General features: G+C 62.6%; 11 protein-coding genes. 8 read left to right on the top strand and 3 right to left on the bottom strand.

Annotation, left to right across the window (positions count from 1 at the left end; genetic code table 11):
* Positions 1-28 precede the first annotated feature (28 nt).
* From Sru01_RS31755 to Sru01_RS31745, 3 genes are all read right to left on the bottom strand, one after another.
* Entirely contained in the window at positions 29-2728 is a 2700-nt protein-coding gene (locus Sru01_RS31755) for an RICIN domain-containing protein (RefSeq protein ID WP_203993558.1), read from the bottom strand.
* A gap of 1269 nt (positions 2729-3997) precedes the next feature.
* On the bottom strand, positions 3998-4216 hold the full coding sequence (locus tag Sru01_RS31750) for a DUF397 domain-containing protein (RefSeq protein WP_203993555.1): 219 nt from the start codon (positions 4214-4216) through the stop codon (positions 3998-4000).
* Between the two features lie 32 nt (positions 4217-4248).
* The gene (locus tag Sru01_RS31745) at positions 4249-5106 is read right to left on the bottom strand and encodes a helix-turn-helix domain-containing protein (protein WP_203993552.1); all 858 of its coding nucleotides are present in this window, start codon (positions 5104-5106) and stop codon (positions 4249-4251) included.
* Between the two features lie 155 nt (positions 5107-5261).
* On the opposite strand from Sru01_RS31745, the gene Sru01_RS31740 reads away from it, so the two are divergent.
* The 8 genes from Sru01_RS31740 to Sru01_RS31705 all read left to right on the top strand — a co-directional run bounded on the left by Sru01_RS31740 (position 5262) and on the right by Sru01_RS31705 (position 20039).
* The gene (locus Sru01_RS31740) at positions 5262-6182 is read left to right on the top strand and encodes an ATP-binding protein (protein WP_203993549.1); all 921 of its coding nucleotides are present in this window, start codon (positions 5262-5264) and stop codon (positions 6180-6182) included.
* Between the two features lie 503 nt (positions 6183-6685).
* The gene (locus Sru01_RS31735; RefSeq protein WP_203993546.1) at positions 6686-8857 is read left to right on the top strand and encodes an AAA family ATPase; all 2172 of its coding nucleotides are present in this window, start codon (positions 6686-6688) and stop codon (positions 8855-8857) included.
* 89 nt (positions 8858-8946) lie between these two features.
* Positions 8947-10050 (top strand): McrC family protein, encoded by a 1104-nt coding sequence (locus Sru01_RS31730; protein WP_203993543.1) that lies wholly within the window; start codon positions 8947-8949, stop codon positions 10048-10050.
* A gap of 1374 nt (positions 10051-11424) precedes the next feature.
* A complete protein-coding gene (locus Sru01_RS31725; RefSeq protein ID WP_307812095.1) occupies positions 11425-12840 on the top strand; it encodes a DNA sulfur modification protein DndB in 1416 nt (471 codons plus the stop codon).
* 394 nt (positions 12841-13234) lie between these two features.
* Positions 13235-14410 (top strand): cysteine desulfurase family protein, encoded by a 1176-nt coding sequence (locus Sru01_RS31720; protein ID WP_203993537.1) that lies wholly within the window; start codon positions 13235-13237, stop codon positions 14408-14410.
* A 57-nt stretch (positions 14411-14467) separates the two neighbouring features.
* Positions 14468-15592, top strand: a complete 1125-nt coding sequence (locus Sru01_RS31715) for a DUF4007 family protein (protein ID WP_203993534.1) — start codon at positions 14468-14470, stop codon at positions 15590-15592.
* A gap of 2 nt (positions 15593-15594) precedes the next feature.
* Entirely contained in the window at positions 15595-19206 is a 3612-nt protein-coding gene (locus Sru01_RS31710) for a putative type IV secretion/conjugal transfer ATPase (protein ID WP_239137914.1), read from the top strand.
* A complete protein-coding gene (locus Sru01_RS31705) occupies positions 19203-20039 on the top strand; it encodes a phosphoadenosine phosphosulfate reductase family protein (protein WP_203993530.1) in 837 nt (278 codons plus the stop codon). Before Sru01_RS31710 ends, Sru01_RS31705 begins: the two co-directional genes overlap by 4 nt.
* Positions 20040-20599: the final 560 nt, after the last annotated feature.

Here is a 20599-nt window from a genome sequence, read left to right as displayed (position 1 = left end):
CCGCCCGCGGCCCGGTCAGGACCTCACGTCAGCTGCGCAGGGTCCACTGCTGGTTGGTGCCGCCGTTGCACGCCCACAGGATGATCCGGGTGCCGTTGGCGGTGCCGCCGCCGTAGGCGTCCACGCACAGCCCGGACTGCACCCCGGTGATGGTGCCACTGGAGTTGATGTTCCACTGCTGGTTGGCCTGCCCGTTGCAGTCCCAGATGACCAGCTGGGTGCCGTTCGAGGTGCCCTGGTTGGAGGCGTCCAGGCACTTGGTGCCGAACACCTGCAGCTGCTTGCCGGAGGTGTAGGTCCACTTCTGGCTGGTGCCGCCGGTGCAGTCGGCCAGCTGCGCCTGGGCGCCGTTGGTCGCCGCGCCGCCGCTGACGTTCACGCACCGGCCCGACTGGGCGCCCACGATCGTGCCGCTCTGCCCGCCGGGGTTGCCGCCGCCGTTCCCCTGCCGGACCAGCGACTTCGACTCGGCCGACCGGTTCCCCTGGGCGTCCACCACGTAGAGCCGGTATTCGCCGGCCGTCGTCGGGACGGCGATGGAGGTCGCGGTGCCGTCCGCCCGGGTCATCGTGGGGCCGGCGGTGAAGCTGGTCGTGCCCAGCGGAGCCAGCCAGACCGACTTGCTCGCGTCCCCGGTGCTGCGGATGGGAATCGACGTCGTCCCGGCCGCGGTGAACGTGCTCGCCGGCAGCACGTAATCCGGCAGCGAGAGATTACTCTGCGGGATGATGCCCCGGTACGCGTCCTGCAGCCCCGAATTCACCGCGATGCCGTAGGCCGCCGCCGGCCAGACATAGTCGGAGGACACGATGATGTCCTGGACCGTGCTGTTCGGCAGGTTCTTGTTGGAGACCTTATTGATGGGGCCGTACGTCTGCGTGATGCTCAGGTCGTGCTTGCGGCCGAAGTCGTCGGAGTTGATGAGCCAGGTGACGTTCTTGTCGACGCTCAGCACGTTGTCGCGGAACGTCATGTACGCCGAACCCTCGTCCGGGTGCAGCCCGTACTTGTGCCCGGACGGGACGCCCTGCAGGTAGTTGTTGGTGATCGTGGTACCCGGCTGGGCGCCCAGCGTGTAGATCGGCGCGGTGTCGCTCAGCCGCTGCACCGTGTCGATGATGTGGTTGTAGGCGATGGTGTTGTTCTTCGCTGTGTTGGTCGGCCGGTTCGGCGCGATCGAGCCGGACGACCCGTCGAAGTTCCACCACCCCCAGCCGAGCGTAATGCCCGACCACGGGGACTTCTCGATCCGGTTGTGCTGGATGGACAGCCCGTCGGCGAAGTACGCCGTGATGGGGCTGTGCCCGTTGAACAGCACCGCGCTGTCGTAGATGTAGTTGTTCTCGATCTTGATGCTCTTGGGCGCGCCCTCGACCGCGACCGGGTACTTCTCCCGGTTGGAGGAGGTGTAGTCGCCGATGTAGACGTGCTGGGGGTGCCCGACGGCGATGGCCGACCCGGCGATGTCGTTGGTGGAGTTCCCGATCAGCTGGGTGTTCACCACGTCATTGGTCAGGCTGATCCCGTCGACCCCGGTGTGCTGGACCCGGTTGTTCTGCAGCACGAGCCCGTCGGCGTTGTCGACCTGGACGGCGCCGGGCGCGGTGTCGACGTTGCGGTAGTAGTAGGCGTGGAAGTTCTGCTTGGCGTACGCCTGCGCGCCGAGGTTGCCCTGCTGGGCCTGCTTGAGCACCGACCCGGCCACGTTGAACAGATTCCAGTCGGAGTGCTGCACGGTGAGCCCGGAGAAGGTGATGTTCCGCACCCGGTTGCTCGTCGAGTTACCGGTCACCTTGAGCAGGGTCGACACGTTGTTCGGCGCGTAGACCGTCGCGGTCGACATGTTCTCCGACGCCGCCTTGTAGTAGTACAGCGTCCGGCTCCACTTGTCGAAGAAGAACTCACCCGGCGAATCCAGGAACTCGTAGGCGTTCATCACCTTGTGGCTGCCGCCGGTCTGCGCGTTCCCGTTGAAGGCGCCCTGCGCGATGGCCGCACCCGGCTGCTGGAACTGCGCGATCCGGTTCGAGTTCTCGGTGATCACCCCCCGCACGCCCACGATGGCCGTGGTCCAGGTCGTCGACGTCTCGATCTCGATGTCGTCCTGGTTGCCGCCGATCACCGGGAAATCGCTCGTGCTGTACTTCGCGCCCGCGCACTGCGAACCCGACTCCCACGCCCAGGACGCCTGCCCGGCCGTGATGTTGTAGGTGCCCCAGCAGCCGGCCGAGTTCATCGTCTTCGACGCCATGAACGCGCGCTTGTCGTTGACGTAGAGCGCCCGCAGCTTGTTGGCGCGGTTCAGCGGCGCCTTCCAGATGTTGCCGCTGTGCTGCGTCCACCCGGTCACCTGGACGCCGCCGTTCAGCACCGGCGTCTCGTTCTGGTAGGCGGAGTAGAAGACCCGGTAGCCGTTCGTCCCGGAGTCGGCCGGTGTGAAATCGATCGTGCTGCCGACCGGATAGTTACCGCCACGGAGATACACGTAGATGTCGCCGGTCATATTGGCATTCACCGTACGAACGACGTCCCGCGCGCGCTGCACGGTCTTGAACGGTGCCGCGAGCGTCCCAGGGTTGGCGTCGTCGCCGTCGGGGGCGACGTAATAGGTCGCCTGGGTCGCCGCCGAGGCGGCGGTACTCCCTGCGAGGGCCGGCAGCAGCACCGCGGCGACGAACACCGCAAGCGCTGCCAGCGCCTTCCCAGTGGTGGACAGGGCTGACTTCACGCTCTGTTCCTTTCGCTGGTTCCGGGCTCGTCGGAGAGACCGGATGTCATTGCCGCGGGTTCGCCCACCGGGCATTCGCCGCAGGCGGCTGGTGGGCTCTAGGTACGCGAAGGGGATCTCTGCGGCGCCGGCGGAGCCCTGGCCGTCCGCCCGGCGCCGCGCTGACCAGGGTCACCGCCGCCGGGGCGCGAGAGGTCTTCTCATGACACGCCCCAAGAAGCCATGGCAAACGCAGCGTTACGTGTGTGACGCCATAACGTATGACGTATGCCGATTGATGTCTGGGTAATGTCGCATTAACAAAGGTGTCTGGCAACAGTCGAATGCGCGGGGAGAGCGCGCCTTGGATCACCCGGGCGCCGCGGCATCCGATGATGTTGTAAAGCGCGGTGCCGGCCCCGCCGGCCGGGGTGGGGCCTGACAGGTTCCGCTCGCCCTTCCGCCCGACGGCCCGCGGCCCCGATCACCCAGGTCAAGAGCCGCTCATGCCGCCCCCGTACCGGTGGCCGGCGCCCCGGCGGGGTCCGGACGGCGGGGCCTCCAGTGCGGCCTCATGACGGACAGGCCGGAAGCGGAGACCGCTCACATCGGCATCGATTAAGCGCCGTTATCGATGAAAATTTCAACGACCTTGATCGCCCACCCCGGCCGTCCCGGGGCCGCCATGCTCACCCGCAAGCCCGCTCCGGACGCCCCGGGGACGCCGTGCCCACCCGCGAGCCCGTTCCGGACGCCGTCGCGCCTTCGGCCGCCCCAGCTCGGCCGGCCCGGTCACCCCGGCCGGCCGGTCAGCTTGGACACCTGGTCAGCCGGTCGATCCGTTGCCCGGTCCCGATCAGTCGTTCGCGCCGGTCACCCAGCTCGCGCCGGCCTGCCGCTCGCGCTGTTCACTCCCAGCCTGGCCAGTCCGGTTGTTCTGGTCGGCCGGCCAGTCCGATTACCTGGTCGGTCGGGTTCTGCCCGGCCCCGGTCGATCACTCGCATCGGTCCCTCATCCTGCTCCGGCCAGCCGCTCACGCTCGCGCCGGTCAGCCGTTCGCGCCGCTCGCGCCGGAGAGCCGGTCGCGTGGGAGAGTCGGTCGGATCGGTCGCACTGGGATAGCCGGGGAGCCTGGGCACGTCCGATCGGAAGACCCTCCCGTTTCCGTCCGCTGGATGGTGGTACGGCGGCGGCGGTACGCGAGCTGGCGTCCAGAGCACCAGGTGACTCGCGTACTTGGTGATTCGCGCACTCGGTAACTCGCGTACCACCGCCCGGTCGGCGTTTCGTCAGCGGAGCGTACCGGCGCTGACGCCGTGCAGGAACGCCGTCCACTCGGCGAGCGGAAGAGCCAGCACGGCGCCGTCGGGGTTCTTGGAGTCCCGGACGAAGCGGAGCCGAGGACCGGCGCTGCCCTGCCCCGGCCCGGGCGTCCCGATCTCGACGCAGTTGCCGCCCTGTGCGCTGCTGCGCCGGCTCTTCCGCCAGGTGACCTGTGCCATGTCCATCCGTGACCCCACTTCTCCCGTGCGTCGAGGCGTCAGACCAACTCTTCGGCCACCTTCGTGATCAATGCGCACGACTCGTCGGGACCGAGCGCACGAGCCCGAAGATGGTCGAAAATCGCGTTGTAAGTCTCTACCTCGTGTGGGTCCTCCAGATAGAGGCATCCTGCCCGATACTCCACATAGACGACGTCCGGATCCTGCCGCTCGGGGAACTCCAGGATGGAGAACGAGGTGTCCATTCCTGGGTGGGAGCCCACCTCGAAGGGCAGGACCTGCAGGGTGAGATTCTTGTGTCGCTGAGCGTCGACCAGGTGGCGAAGCTGCTCCCGCATCGTCGCTCGGCCACCGACGAGGCGACGGATGGTCGCCTCGTTAAGTACCACCCAGAGGGCGGGCTCCCCTTCATCAGGGAACCTCCGCTGCCGCTCCTTGCGAAGGGCCACCCGGCGCTCGATCTCCTCCTCGGTCGGAATCGTCGTCTCCGTCAGCATCGTCGCGCGGGTATATGCCTCGGTCTGGAGGAGCCCGGGAATGAGCTCTGACTCGTAGGCCCGGATCGCGACCGCCTCCTCCTCCAGACTCACGTAGGTCTCGAACCACTCGGGCAGCGCGGCGTTGTACGGATGCCACCAGCCCCGCTGGCGTGCCTCCCGGGCCATTTTCAGCAGCGCGTCCCGCTGCTCCCCGGTGACCCCGTAGATCTCCAGCATCAGGGTGACCTCGCCGACCCGCGGACCGGATTGCGCGATCTCGTACCGGGTGACCGTGGCGGGGGCGCACATGAGCGCCTCGGCCACCTGCTCGCGGGTCAATCCCGCTTGCTTACGGAGCCGGCGGAGTTCCGCGGCGAGCCGACGGCGCCGCGCGGTGGGGCTGGTACGTGGACTCATCAGGGGTTTCCTCCCGGTTCGTGGACAACGACCCTTCGGTGCACGAAGAAAGAGCGAACTAGTTCACTGCATTCGCCCTACGCCGCTTGCTAACCCTGTGCACACTAGCCCTCACAGAGCGTGCCCGTCCGTGGCTTGGCGCAATTGTCTGCACTTTGGAGGTCGAGATGAAGCGGGGACGGCACCACCACGGCAAGCCCGTCGTGCGGGTACCCCCGCGAACCTGGGACCCCGCGCAACAGGCCATCGCCCGCCGCCTGAACGCGACGGAGCCGGAGTGGCTCATCTGGTACGGAACCTGGAGCCGGCACTTCTACGCGGCGCCGCTCCACCCCACGCCCAGCACCCCAGTCCTCCAGGCCCGCACCGCAGACGAACTCCACGAACTCCTACGCGAAGCCGAATCACCGCGCCCGGCGGACGAACAACACGAACCGCTACGCGAAGCCGAAATCCGGCGTCCAGCCCACGACCAGCACGAACTCCTCCGCGAAGCCGCAAGCCTGCGCCCGGCGGACGAATTCCACGGACGGCGGCGCGAAGCCGAAACACCGCGTCCGGTCGATCCGCCCACTCCCGGCCGCGGATCCATCAATCCACAACGCCCAGCGACCGCCGTACCCCTACCACCAGAAGGAGCATCGATGATCGAAACGCCAAGCGGGTTGCGTACGGTCTGCTGGGACCTGCCGGATGACCTGGCGATGATCGGTAAGACCCGCCGGCTGGTCGGCGTGGTTCTGGCCGGTTGGGGCCTCGCCGACCTGGCCGACGACGCAATCCTCGTCGTAGGAGAGCTGCTGGCGAACGCCGTCACCTACGGCGAGCCACCGATCAGGCTCTCCCTATGGGCGGCACCCGACCGGTTCTGCATCCGCGTCACCGACCACGGCCCCGACCAGCCCCGACGCCTCGACCTCGGCCTGGACGCCGTACACGGCCGCGGCCTCTCCATAGTCGCCGCCCTCGCCCACGAGAACGGCGTAACCCGACCCGCCACCGGCCCCGGCAAAACCCTCTGGGCCTGCTGGCGCCTCCCCACCTACAACCCCACCCGAACCCCCACCAACACTTGACAGGCCGGAGCCCGCTATCAATCGTCGGGACCGTACGGACCGCCGAGGGCCATCAGCAAGCCAGGTGGCTTCCTGTCGTTCAGGAAATCCGACGAGATGGACCTGGAGCGGCCGGCGGCTTGTCCGGCTATCGACTGTGCTTGTGGCGAGCTGCTGCATGGCTCTACCTGCGTATGCCACATCGCGCTGTGGCCGAAGAAAATAGTCGAACTCCGCCGACAAACCGCCCGAAAGGGGATGAGGCTGCTGATCGTCGAGAAAGCGCATCTGCTACCTGCGAGAAGTACCAATCGTCCGATTTATTGCCCTGCTGAGGCTCTCGTGAGCCGTCCTTCGGGTGGTGATGGCCTCATCCCGATCGCGGTTAATGATCGACGCGCTGGAGATCCCCAAGTGCGGCAGTCCGTCAAAACTTAATGACGAGAAACCTTTGCCGTCTTCTTTGGGTAACGTGAGACAGCAGGCCTGTGGAGTCACCGGAGATGTACGAGGAAGGATCTGCAGTGGGCTGGGACGAGGGCATGATCGTATGTCGCGCGGCGCGTAAGGTGGTCGAAGGCGGCGTTCTGACCGGTGAATCATCGTTTGTTCCCGGCTTACGCACCTGGACACCGGGTGCCGCAGACGAGCTTTTCCGTCGGTTCGTAGAGAACTTCGACGGGTCGCCTGACGAGTTCCTGGTCAAGCTCAACCGGCAGATCGCCGAAGGTGGCAACGAGGCGATCGTGCTTGCCGCCGAGCTGCTCTATCTCAACGTCATGCCGCTGAGCTTGGCCACAATCGGCGTCAATCGCAAGCTCGAGATCTTGAACAGAGTGCTGTCATGGGCATCCTTCGAGGTGAAGGTACCCGACGAGTTGGCTGCGGCGGCCTCACCGGGTTATCTGAAGGGGGGCCAGGCGTTCCTCAACTACCGCTGGGCCCAGTTCGCGTTCCTCATCCGCCTCACGCGCCTTTTAGTGAAGCTACCGTATGGCGAACGCGAATCGGCTCTACGAGATCCGTGGCGCTTCCGAGATCTGGCCGAATCGGTGATTCCGGACTACGACGGCAAGTCACGGGCTCGTGCCCAGTTCCACGTGCTGCTGTTCTTACTGTTCCCTGACGTGTTCCTCCCGGTCTCGGTCGAGAATGCCAAGCGGCTGATCCGGGATGCCTTTGCCGATCTGCTGGCCGAGCCGTCGGAGGATCTAGATCGCGACCTGTGCACCATTCGCCGGCGGATAGAAGCAGAACACGGACGGTTCAGCTTCTATGACGAGCCCTGGAGGTCTCGATGGGAGCCACGGCGGCCGCAGAAGGGCTGGCTGGTGCGCGGGGCGAACGTCGACGGTGTCAATGCGATCACCCAGTGGCTGGCCGAAGGTTTTTGCTCGGTAAGCTTTTGCGAAATTGATCAGCTTCCGGCCGGTGCGTCCCGCCAGCAGATTAAGGAGGCTGTCGCTACAGGTCTTCCTGACGCCAACCGAAACAGTAAGGACGTCACGGCCGGGCAGCTGTGGCGTTTTCTCAGCGTCTTCCAGCCCGGTGATCTCATCGCAACCGTCGACGGTGATGCCATCTATGTCGGCACCATCACCAGCGATGCTTACTACGACCTTTCCGCTGGCCGTGGCCTGGCTCGCCGCCGCTCGGTCGAGTGGAACCCGAACGCGATGAGCCGTCGGACCCTCCCTGAGGAAGTCCAGGCCAAACTCAAGACCGCGATGACGATCGGCGAGCTGACCAGTGTGATGGCGGCACTAGCGACCAGTGCCGGGCTGGAGGAAAAGCTCACCGACGAGGTGCTGGCCCAGGACGAGACCCGCAGCCTGATCGTCCCAGTACTTCCCCAGAGGTTCGCCGACGACCTGCTCATGCCACTTCCCTGGTTGCAGGAGACCGCCGACTTGCTGACCGCCAAACGACAGATGATCCTCTACGGCCCACCCGGTACAGGCAAGACCTACTTGGCCACCAAGCTCGGAGAGGAGCTGGCCGGCCCCGATCGCACAAGCCTGGTGCAGTTTCACCCTTCCTACGGGTACGAGGACTTCGTCGAAGGCTTCCGCCCTCGGCTCGGTGAGAATGGCATGGTCGGCTTCGACCTGGTGCCCGGCCCGTTCAAGAACGCCGTGGAGGCCGCCGAGAAGGAGCCGGAGCGGCCGTACGTGCTGCTCATCGACGAGATCAACCGCGCTAATCTGGCCAAGGTGTTCGGCGAGTTGTACTTCTTGCTGGAATACCGCAACCGCGAGATCACTCTGCAGTACTCGCCGGACGACCCGTTCAAGCTGCCCAAGAACGTTCTCGTCATCGGCACGATGAACACCGTCGACCGCTCGGTGGCATTGATCGACGCTGCCATGCGCCGTCGATTCGTCTTCCGTTCCCTGGCCCCAGATCGAGCCCCGGTCGACGGGCTGCTACGCCGCTGGCTGGAACGCGAGAAACTTCCCGTCCTGCCCGCGCTTCTGCTGGAAGAGGTCAACCGCCGCCTGAACGATCCGGATCGCGCCGTCGGTCCCTCTTACCTGATGACCCCCAACGTGGCCACCCGGCGCGGACTGGAACTCATCTGGAAAGGGGAGATCCTGCCCCTGCTGGAAGACCAGCTCTATGGCAAAGTCGATGACATCGAGGCCGATTATGGCCTGCCGGTCCTACTTGCCGCGCTCGGCCACACTTTGCCGTGACCCTGCGTCTTCACCTAGCCGAGGCCACCGCCGGCCCGTCCCGGTCCCTGACTCCAGCGCAGGTTGTCACGCTGGCCACCGTTCCCGACTTGGTCACCATCAACCCGACCGCGGGCGGGCGGTGGCGGCTCGCGGGACGCCAGCGCGTTGGGACCATACGGCTTGGCCGCAACGACGGTGCCGTTGAGCTACGCATTCAGCCGAAACTGCCCGTCCGGCGAATCTTCAGCCTGCTCGGTGACTACGACGACATCTGGCAACACCGCCAGATCTCAGCCGCTACCGACGACCTGTTCGTGGCCGCACTGGTCACCGTGTTCGCTCGCGCGGCAGAGCGGGTTCTTCGCGGTGGTGTTTTGCACGGTTACGTCTATCGCGAGGATGCTCTCCCCGTCCTGCGAGGCCGAATCCGGACCAGCGCTCAGCTGAGCCGCCGGATGGGGTTGCCAACTGCGATCGAGGTTGCCTACGACGACTACCTGACGGACATTCCCGAGAACCGGATACTGCTAGGCGCGATCGACCTCGCTCAGGCCCTGCCCGGGGTCGCGGGCACCACAGTCGCGTTGCTGCGTCACCTGGCGGGACGACTTGTCGGCGTTACCCCCATCCGGCCAGGTGCACTGCTGCCGCCGTGGTGGCATACCCAGCTCAACGAGCGCTATGTCCCCGCACTCCAGCTGGCCGAACTTATCCTTGCCGGGGCCTCTCTACAGCCGGAGGGATCACAGGCGATACAGATCGACGGATTCATCCTGAACATGGCACAGATCTTCGAGCGCTTCCTCACTCGGCGACTAACCACAGCGCTTCCGCAGCACAGTCTCCGCTGCGTCTCTCAGCAAGGGCACCGGCTCGATCAGCAGAAGCGGGCACGCTTCCAGCCTGACATCCTCATCTACCGCGACGGCCGGCCGATCGTGGTGGTAGACGCGAAGTATCGGAACCTGGATGGTACGCCGCCGACAGCGCATCTATTTCAGATGATCTCGTACTGCACTGCCCTCGGCCTCACCGAGGGGCACCTTGTCTACGCTGCTGGCACGCCGCCGGCGGAGCCATACCGAATCAACAACTCGGATATCAGGGTCCACCTGCATGTCCTCGATCTCAACCAGGAGTCCACTGACCTTGCAATCGCCGTAGCCACATTGGTCGACCGGCTCGCAGCATCTTCCGAGGACCAAGCGTAACGACCTCCCTCAGCCCGACACCCACAAGACGGACTCGTAACCACAGCTACCTCCTTACACACCCGAAGTGACAATCTCGGCACCCGCTTTAGGAGAGCGCGGGCGGAGGCGCTCGTCCACATGGTCTGACCTGCTGAAACATCATGATTAGCCCGGACAGTTGACTTGATCATCTCGCGCATGTCCCGCATCGCCCGTTGACACGCTGAGTGAGCACGGTCATCACGTCACCCCGGACGGCAACACCTGATGATTGCGATCTCTAAGCGCTGAAGCAGCGTCGCGCACTGCAAGACAAAGGCTCACGGGAAGCCGACTGGTGGCCGGCATCGTTGCCACCGGCCCACTGTGTCCAGAGACGAAGCCCGACGAGGCCTACCCGAGGTAGAGCCGATCGCTCTCCTGTGCTACCAGGTGTGAGCTTGCTCCCCTTCGACAGCAGCGTCGAGGTCCTGCCCTTCTTCCATGCCCTACGTCAACGCGCCACCGATCACGCTCGTACACCCGCAACCACGGAGCAACCGCCCTGGTCTACTTGCCCTCGCCCAATCCACCGCCTGCAGCCGAACATGCTCCGGCTGCTCCTGTTGGCGGACGTGGACCGACAGTGTCCAACCGCGTAGTACGTCATGCCACACCAAGAGCAATCTGTCACGGATTCATGACTCTATGTGGTCAACTTTCGTGGCTATGACGCAGCTCTAACGCTCCGCGGGTGAGCCTACGGTGATGAAGCTGGAGTTAAATCTTTATACACGCTTACGTCTGCTCTTGGCCTAGTCTAGTCATCTGGAGGTGAAACCAAGCATCCAATGCAGGACAAATCGCCAAGAAACGGCATATCGGACCCCTTCGGGTCATTGGTTAGGCGGTATGGAGACGTCCCCAGCCCGAGTCTGCGACTCGACCTGGGCTTACTCCGTCTGCTGGATCGAGCACACTGCCAGAGCCTGGAACAAGACCTGCAAAGATTCGCAGGACCATGGGAAGTGAGGACGGCCACGGATCAGCTTGCAGAGACCTTGCCGGACATGCCGGGTTTGTACATGTTCGTCTGGCGACCACCATTCACATTCAAGCTAGCTAGAGATGGCAACCGCGAAGGGCCGTGCTTTACCCTATATATAGGTCAAGCTGGAGGTGATAAGTATTCTTCAGGAACGCTCCGAGGAAGGTATAAAGGATATCGGAAATACCTAAATGGTGACCCTGAAGACATATGGAGCGATGGAACGGTCCCTACTAAGAGAGACGGACTTCTTGCCCGATATCTTCCACTTCGCCCCCTCGAATACTGGTTCACGCCAATGGAAGATCAAAAAAGGATAACACTGCTCGAAGATCGTTTAATCAAGCTTATCAATCCGCCTCTGAATGTTAGCCAAGGCCCGAAGCTGCGTCCGCAGCCTCCTAAGCCAGCATTCGACGTTGGCTCCTAAGCTGCTAAAAAAGGAGAGTGTCATGCCAACTAAGACTTTCGTGCCTGCGTTTAAGGCTAGAGTAGGCGAATGGGAGTACTACCTATGCCTTATGAGTTATGCCCAGGTCGCGCGGGAGGTGCAGTTTGCATACGAGCTCGGCGGAAACAAGGACCTTGGCACAATGATTCAGCGTGGCGTGGGTGCCCGCACGGCTGAGATCACCGAGTACCTCCTCACGAATCCTCATCGCTTCCTAGGGTCACTTGTTGTAGCGGCATGGGGAGGGCATCCTGAGTACATTCCCCTCACCATGGAAGAATCCGCGGAACAAGGGATGCTTGCGGGGGTAGACAGGGAGTTCGGCGTACTCACCTTTGATGGGACGCACCAATTCTTTGCGCTCGACGGGCAACATCGCCTCCGAGCAATTAAAGATGCGATCAAGAGGAAGCCTGATCTAGGTAGCGAAGATATTGGCGTGGTGGTCGTTCCCCACTTCGATAGCGAAGAAGGAAGAAGGAAGACGCGTCGCCTTTTCACGAATATCAACAAGAACGCTGTAACAACAAATAAGCAAGAGAATATCGCCCTAGACGAAGATGACGGTTTCGCCATCCTGACCCGTCGCTTCCTAGATGATCACGAGTTCATCTCCAAGCAGGGGGTTGTGCAAGTATTTAGCAAACAAGGAACCGAAGGGGAACTTAAGCTAGCGACTCGACAGGTGCCCGTTGGGCAGTCGGCGTGGACAACGATCGGAGTTCTCTATGACATACTACGAGAGCTCGGGTTCGATCTAGACGGCAGCATGCATAAAGTGTCAGTGCGTGCCACCGATGAAGTGCTGGATGAAAGCTACGAGATCCTTTCGGAGCGCATGGAAAGCCTCTTAGATTCTTGTGGCGAGCTGCGCCGGCTTTACCTCGGTGCAGCATCTCCTAAAGAGCTCAGGACGCCTAAGGGGCATGAGCACGATGGCCACCCCTTCATGAGGCCTATCGTCCAAACTGCTGTTGTTAAGACGCTTCGGCACGCGATTGAGCAAGGTACTATCGATTGGGACGAAGGATTCCAAAGACTCTCCATGCTGGACTGGAGAATGGGTGCAGCCCCGTTCGTGGCCGCCTGGAATGAAACCCCCGGCGAAAGAGCGACGGGTAAGATGGCTACGGGCAAGGATATATCCGATCTGCTGCTAGAACTACTTTCTGCTCATGTCGCGCCTAAATCGAAAGCGCAGATCGAGAGGGCAATCAGATCATATCGTTCCGTTAAAGGCAAAAGGTATCCGGTTCCTATCGACGATCTCGTAGATGGAATTATTATTTCCCCTGTGGCGTCATCGATGGCGGCTGAGGAAAATAATTGATAATCCCTCCGGTCTGATGGCCAGATGAAACGCTGGTTCATCTGGCCATGTAGATACACTACGAATGCGCGCTCTAGCGTAATTCATCCAAGGATCTACCTTGCAGTCCTGGTTGCACTTTTCGATCGGCTTGCCCCCTCTTGGGTCGGCCAGTGCTGCGAGGGCAGATCTGCACGCTTGTTCAGCGATGCAGCCGCTACGTTGCTCACAGTCACGAGTGTTGACGTTCTGTTGACAAGCCCTCCTCGGTAAGAGGCGTTTTGTTACGCACGAAGCCATCCGCAACGGAGAGGGTTCGCTAGGATCTCAGTGCACTCCTGGCGAGAGAAGAGGTCGAGGCGACAGAACCCTCCAGGAGTGCCTTGGGGAAGCGAGGCGGCACTTGGAGCTGAATATGTCGGCTGAGGCCAATCGTGCGGATGTGGTGTATCTGGACTACAACGCCACTTCCCCTCTACGTCCAGAGGCGCTCGAAGTGATGTTGGACACTCTGCGAAGCGTCGGCAACGCTTCTAGCATCCATACAGCAGGCCGTGATGCGGCCGCTCGTGTCGATCTAGCACGTCAACAGGTTGCTCACCTGCTCGCCTGTGCGCCCGGCGAGTTAATTTTCACCTCCGGGGCCACCGAGGCGAACAATCTCGCGCTCCATGCGGGCTATTCGGTCGGAGAGACCCTCGCAACCACTGCTGTTGAACATCCGGCGATCCGTGAGGCAGCGCGCGCCATTACTACGGACGGTCGCGGTAGTTTGGTCGAGCTGCCCGTGGACCGGGACGGCGTGGTCAACCTGACGCCTCTGGAGGTGGCGATTCGTCAGGGCAAGGTGTCGCTTGTCTCGGCAATGTTGGCCAACAACGAGACTGGGGTTCTGACCAACATGGATCCCATCATCGGACTGGCACGTGAGGCAGGGGCGCTGGTTCACACCGATGCCACACAGTATGTCGGTCGGCTCCCGCTAGACCTGAATGAACTTGACGTTGACCTCCTATCGTTGTCCGGTCATAAGTTCGGAGGCCCACAGGGTGTCGGCGCCCTGTTCGTTCGTCGCGGAACGTCGATGCCTTACCGCCCTCTCCTAATCGGAGGTGGTCAGGAGCGTGGCTGGCGTGCAGGAACGCTGAATGTTCCGGGCATCGCAGGACTGGGGGCCGCTGCCAAGGCTGCACAAATGCAGCTGCATAACGAATCCGCTCGTGTCGCGTCTCTACGTTATGTGCTCGAGGATGGATTGACTTCGCGTCTGCCCGACTGCTATATCAACGGCGCTAGGTCGCCACGGCTGCCTGGTGTTACGAATGTTACCTTCCCCGGGCTGCCAGCCGACGCACTTTTGGCCGCGATGCCAGAGATTGCTGCCTCGAACGGCAGCGCCTGTGCCTCCGGCGCACCCAGCCCAAGCCATGTGTTACTGGCGATGGGGCTCAGCCGACAGGACGCTGACTCTACTGTGCGTTTCTCCTTGGGTTACGCCACCACGGAGCACGAAATCAAACAAGCCATAGAAGCCACTGTTCTCGCGGTTAAAGAGGTTCGAACAGCCATGGCGGCTACCGCAGAGCCATAACCGTCGGCCCTCAAGCATGACCGAGCTCCATTTTGACTGATTGAAAGGTCTCCACGCATGACCGACAGCCGGCTAGTAGAAGCGACAGAGCCGAGATTCGCCCGGCACGAAACCTTCGCTCCTCGCTATGGCTGGCTCTATAAAGCCCACACCGAGGTTGTTCGAGATGGCGAGGGCGGCAGCGACATTTTCCACCGAGAGAACGCGCCTGTGCTGCTGGGCGTCGGCCGGAACATGGTGAACGCCATCCGCTTCTGGTCGCAGGCATTCAAGCTCACTCGAGAACACCCACATCGGGACCCTTCCAACCGAGCCTACATCGCCTCTCCGACCTGGAGGGCGGAGTGGCTGCTCGGTAAGAACGGCGCGGACCCTTACTTGGAAGACACTGGAAGTCTGTGGTTGCTGCATTGGTGGCTGCTGTCCAGTGAATACGGGGAGCACGGAGCCAAGTGCATGGTGCCCAGCTGGTACGTGATGTTCCACCTGGCGCCGTTCTCCAAGGTCACAACCGCAGAGATGGTCACTCTGATCACCCGGCATGTACACGAAAGCTATCCCGAGAACGCTATGCCGGCCGCAGAGTCGATCAAGCGAGATGTGGACTGCCTCATCAAGATGTACGCCCTAGACCTGGAGCCCAATCCGCAGTCGCAGGGCAGCTTTGAAGATCAGCTGATGAGTCCCTTCCGGGAGCTCGGCTTGCTGGAAGGTCAAGGCAAGGGCAAGAGCCGCGTCTGGCGGTTCACCACCCGGTCTCGGGTCAATCTTCCAGCAGCGGTGCTGCTCTACGCATGCCTTGACTACGCCTCGCACGTCACTGGCGGCAACTCCATCTCTCTGGCCCGGCTTGCCAACGAGCCAGGTGCTCCCGGTCGAGCCTTCCGCATGCGAGAGCCCGAGCTCATCAAGGTCATAGAACCGCTCGTCGCGGAACAGGATGATCTACAGATCACTGACTCGCTGGGCCAGCGGAGCCTGTCCTTTGCCGTAGATCCTCAGCAGTTGGCCTGGGACATCCTGGATCGGCATTATGGGAACATCCGCCGCCAAGCCGACCTTCCGACCCCTGAGGAGTGGAAACAGCGCTACCCCGGTCTGGAGCACGCCAGCAAGGGCCGCAAACGCGAACAGCAGTCTGAGCAGCCCATAGTTCTGGAATTGACCGAGGAGCAGGTGTGACCATGGCCACCAACCCCCTTCATAGCCTTCGTAAGGACCGCGCCAGCGCTCAGCTTCCTGCCGGCGTCACGCTGGTTGGGTCGGAACTACGTTCCACCAACCTCGAGCGCGACGTCCGCGACCCACACTTGAACTCTCCCTATGTGGGGGCCAGGGCACTGGACGTTCTGAATCGTGTTGCCAACGCAATGGCAGACCTCAAGCGAACACGTGCATGGTCCTTCACCGGTCCTTACGGCTCAGGAAAGTCGACACTATCGAACCTGCTTGACGCCTTCTTAGGCCATGACCCGGAGCGGCAGGACGAAGCTCGGCAAGCCGTGGAGGCTACGAGCCCAGGACTCGCTGCACGCATGGAGCAGGCACGTGACGAACGTGCCGAGAAGGGGTTCCTAGGTGCCGTGGCGACCGCGCGCCGTGAACCCTTGGCCGCCACTGTGTATCGAGCACTGGCTGCCGCCGTGGAACGCAGGTGGGGGAAACGGCCGCCGGAGGACGTGGCACAAGCCCTCCGTGCCTGCGCAGAGCGTGAAATTCCGACAACCGAGAGCCTTCTGGACGCGCTCACCGCATTGTGTGAGACAGGCCACCCGGTTTTGCTGATTCTTGATGAGTTCGGTAAGTCACTGGAATACCTTGCCGCCTCGGGCGACTCTGGCAGCGCCGAGAACGATGTATTTCTGCTGCAGATGCTCGCCGAGAAGGGCGCGGGGCGGTCGGGACTTCCGCTGTTCATCTTCACCCTGCAGCACCTGGCCTTCAGCGACTATGCAGCACGATCTAGCCTGATCCAGACCAAGGAATGGGCCAAGGTCCAAGGTCGATTCGAAGACATCACCTTCACGCCGAATCTTGGCGATGCCGTTCACCTTCTGCAAAGACGTCTCGATCAGTCCGGCGTCGCTGAAGCTGGTCAGCAGCTCATCCGCAGGCAGGCGGAAGCGGCCGCCCAAGCCTGGGTCGAGCACGGCCTCGATTCTGTGGTTCACATCTCCCCGGAGATGTTCGCCGGCCTCTATCCCTTGCATCCCCTTACCGCCGTGGCGGCACCGCTCCTGGCCTTCCAGATCGGTCAGCATGACCGCAGCCTCGTCGGGTTCCTCACCAACGACGAGCCCTACACGGTCCGCCGTACCATCGATGAAGCCTCAAGCTCCGAGCCGGAGCGGGCCTCCACCATTCTGCTGCCCCAGCTTTATGACTATTTCTTCGCTTCCGGTCGCACCACCATCCTGGCCTCGTCCAACGCCAGCCGCTGGCTGGAGGTCGACAACCGGCTCAACGAAGCCCACGGGCTTCCCCCCGAGGACCGAGACATCCTCAAGACGATCGGCATTCTGAACCTTATCGATGTCGACGGCGTTCTTCGGGCAACCCCGGCGATGATCCAGCTCGCTATGAACGATCCGAGCAACGCTGCGGATCCTGAGCGGTTTGAGATGCTGCAGCAGCGGCTGCAACACCTCGTCGAAACCGGGTTCCTCACCCACCGGTCCTATAGCGATGAGTACCGGGTCTGGCAGGGAACCAACATCGATATTGATGCCCGGGTCAAGGAAATCGCCGGCCACGTCGCTCCTAGCCATGTCGTCGACCACCTTGGCGAGCACCTCGGAACGGTTCTGCCCAAGGAGGTGGTCGCTGGAGCGCACATGCAACGCACCGGGATGTTGCGGTACTTCCGCACCGCTATCAGTCTCCAGGCCGACAAACTCGAAGGCCCTGGCGTCGTGAGTGACGCGGCCGACGGTATGATCATCTTCCATCTTGGAGAGCCCGGTACGCGGCCGCTGGTCAACTCTCCATTGCCCGTACTTATCGGAACCACGAAAGACCCTGCCGCCATCCTCAATGCAGGGATCACCCTCAGGGCCCTCGAGGACCTCCGACACCAGGATGACATCGATCTCGTGGCGGGACGCGAGATCGAGGAGCGCATCGCGGGAATTTCGCAAGAGCTGGGAACTCAGCTAGACGAGGCATTCAACCCGCAGAGCGACGATTCCTCCTGGCACCTCTGGCAAAGCGGGCAGGACACACATTTCGAACGGAGTGAGCCCATCGAGGCCCGCAGCTACGGTGCGTTGGTGTCGGCTGCCTGCGACCGGGTGTATCCGCAGACACCGCACATCCGCAACGAGATGGCCGGCCGTCATGAACTCACCAGCAACGGAGCGCGTGCACGACGTGTGCTTCTGTCCGACTTGGTGACTAATACGGGGCTGGCGCTGCTGGGATATGACACCACTAAGTACTCGCAGGAACGGGCCATGTACCACGGTGTCGTGGAGTACCTGGGCCTGCACCGTGCTGCCAAGGAGGTCGGCCAGGCGATACAGGCCCAAACCATTGCCACCCACGGTGTCTCCCGGCCGGATCCGAAGAAGCATCCGGAGGTCACCCCTACCTGGGAGCGCCTAGAGCAGGCACTCACCGATGCCGCTCAGCCCACCCCGATTGTCGACATCTATGAGCAGCTGATGGCGCCGCCCTTCGGCGTCAAGGCTGGCGTTGTCCCGATCCTGATGGTCGCTGCGCTGATTCTCCGTAGCTCCGACGTCGCGCTGTTCGAAGAGGGAAACTATTGTCCGCGGCTCACCCCGGAGATCATTGAGCGCCTGCTTGCTGATACAGGGCCCAACCGATTCACGGTCAAGGCCGTACCGATCGGGGAAGGACAGCGCAGCTTGGTTGTTGAGCGCCTCGCTGCGGCTCTCAATGTGGATGCTCCTCGTTCTCGTACCGCCCGCAACCCGGCGCTGCTGGCAGTGACTCGGGCCATGCTCGAGCGCGTCATGGTTCTTACTCCCTACGCGCGCTACACCAAGCGCCTCACTCCGGAAGCGCTGCAGGTCCGAAAAGTCCTCTTCGAGGCAACCGACCCCGACCAACTGGTATTCACTGCCCTGCCACAGGCACTTGCACTGAATGCCATTCCTGCCAACGCGACTAAAGACGAGCAGGCCGCCGGCTCGTACGTCGCTCGGGTGATCAACGCCCTGGACGCTATCTCCGGAGCAAGCACAGCACTGAGGCGAGACGTCGTAGCCGCGATAGGTCAGGCGTTCGGTATCGCCGGTGACCTTCCCCAACTGCGGCCAGGGCTAGCAGAGGCACTCAGCGGCTTCGCAGACGCAAGCCTTGAGCTTGATTTGCAAGGGTTCGTGTCTCGTGTCCTCAACACCAGCCTGCCGAATGAGGACTGGCTCGACCCGATCATCATTCGCCTCACGAACAAGGCGCTCGGCGACTGGACCGACCAGGACGCCGACGGCTTCTACCTGCGTGTCAAAGAGGTGGCCCGCCGCCTTGACCGTGTCGGCCACCTCTACCAGGTGCAGGAGGTACCAGCACCTCAGACTCGTGCGCCCGAACCCAAGCAGATCGACACTCACCTGCTGACACTCACCACACCTCAAGGAACAGAAGTACGCACGCTCATCCATGTGCCTAAGAAGGTCAGGAACACTGCCGAGACTCTGGTTGTCGGTGTCATTAGGCAAGCTGAGCAAGAGCTAGGGCCTGGCGGTGCGCGCATCTTGCTTGCCGCCCTAGCCGAGCGTCTCACCGCGACGGACTCTGGCCACGACCCCCAGAGGGAGGAGAAGCTGTGACCAAGGCCAACGACTCTGGCAGAGGGACTCGGCACGTGCTGGGCATCTCTGGAGGGAAGGACTCCTCAGCCCTGGCCATCTACATGCGGGACTGGGTCCCCGAGATGGAGTACTTCTTCTGCGATACCGGCGCCGAGCTTCCCGAGACCTACGAGTACCTCAATCGGCTGGAAGCTGCGCTTGGCAAGCCGATCGAGCGGCTCAACTCCAATCGCGATTTCGATCACTGGCTCGAGGTGTACCAGGGGACCCTTCCAAGCCCTCAGATGCGTTGGTGCACCAAGAACCTCAAGATCAAGCCGCTGGAGGCTTGGGTTGGCGATGATGAGGTCATCTCCTACGTAGCCATCCGTGCGGATGAGAACCGCCTCGGCTACGTCAGCACCAAGCCCAACATCACCGCCGTCTTCCCCTTCCGTGAAGACGGCATCGACAGGACCGGGGTCGACCGGATACTCGACGAGGCCGGTATCGGCCTGCCAGCCTACTATGAATGGCGTACCCGTTCGGGCTGCTACTTCTGCTTCTTCCAACGTAAGCATGAGTGGGTTGGGCTTAAGGACCGCCATCCGGAGCTGTTCGAGAAGGCCGTCGCCTACGAGGAGAAGGTCAATTACCAGCAGACAGCCATGAAGGGGCGCAAGTACACCTGGTCGCAGGGCGAGTCGCTCGATGAGCTCATCGCCCGACGCCAAGAGATTGAGGCCAAGCACCGCGACGCGATGGAACGGGCTGCTCGACGTCGCAAGCCGAATCGCCCCCTTCTCGAGATCCTCTCCGACGCCCACGATGAGGATGACGACCAGGTCGGATGCGCTGTCTGTCACCTCTGAGGCACTGTGACCTCTCGCTCTCCACCCTTATGCCAGGGAGGGGAGCGAGAGGTCACACCAGCTTGACCCGTAGTCCATCGATACCAGCGCAGCGCTTCTGACCTTCCCTCGTAGCGTGGAGACCGAACTGGGAGAGGCTTGGCCGTACGCTCCTATGACCAGCGGCACGCGGCGGTGTCGCTGTGGCTCGACGCCGGGGCCGGCGGCTACCGAGGTGGTCAAGCGCGCCGGTTACGGTGATGACGTCCTGTTACGGTCTACGCCAAGTGCGTGAAGGGGCAGCAGCTTCCCGCCAATCGCAAAGATCGGTGACGCACTCGAAGGTTGATCAAACTCGCTGTGCTGCGGACCCCGGGTCAGCTCGGGGTTCTTTCTTTGCGCAGGGCTGAGCTGGGCAAACGGGTGGGCCGCCATCCCGCGTATATCCCGCGACGGCTGACATAGGGCTGCACACAGTGGACTATGGCTGCTCAAGATCGAAAAGAACCAGCGGGAAAGGGCCCTGGTAGTGGACGGGTTTGGGCTGGTTGGTCGGTGCCCCCGGCAGTGTGCTGGTTCAG

Source organism: Sphaerisporangium rufum, from assembly GCF_016863395.1.
In the GTDB taxonomy this organism is placed as follows: Bacteria; Actinomycetota; Actinomycetes; order Streptosporangiales; family Streptosporangiaceae; genus Sphaerisporangium; species Sphaerisporangium rufum.
This window is presented reverse-complemented; position numbering and strand designations above follow the sequence as displayed.

What these genes read in the sequence shown, in the direction of transcription:
- Sru01_RS31745 (WP_203993552.1), bottom strand. Translation starts at nt 5,106, where the DNA reads ATGAGTCCACGTACCAGCCCCACCGCGCGGCGCCGTCGGCTCGCCGCG.
- Sru01_RS31720 (WP_203993537.1), top strand. Translation starts at nt 13,235, where the DNA reads ATGTCGGCTGAGGCCAATCGTGCGGATGTGGTGTATCTGGACTACAAC.
- Sru01_RS31710 (WP_239137914.1), top strand. Translation starts at nt 15,595, where the DNA reads ATGGCCACCAACCCCCTTCATAGCCTTCGTAAGGACCGCGCCAGCGCT.
- Sru01_RS31725 (WP_307812095.1), top strand. Translation starts at nt 11,425, where the DNA reads ATGTTAGCCAAGGCCCGAAGCTGCGTCCGCAGCCTCCTAAGCCAGCAT.
- Sru01_RS31750 (WP_203993555.1), bottom strand. Translation starts at nt 4,216, where the DNA reads ATGGACATGGCACAGGTCACCTGGCGGAAGAGCCGGCGCAGCAGCGCA.
- Sru01_RS31715 (WP_203993534.1), top strand. Translation starts at nt 14,468, where the DNA reads ATGACCGACAGCCGGCTAGTAGAAGCGACAGAGCCGAGATTCGCCCGG.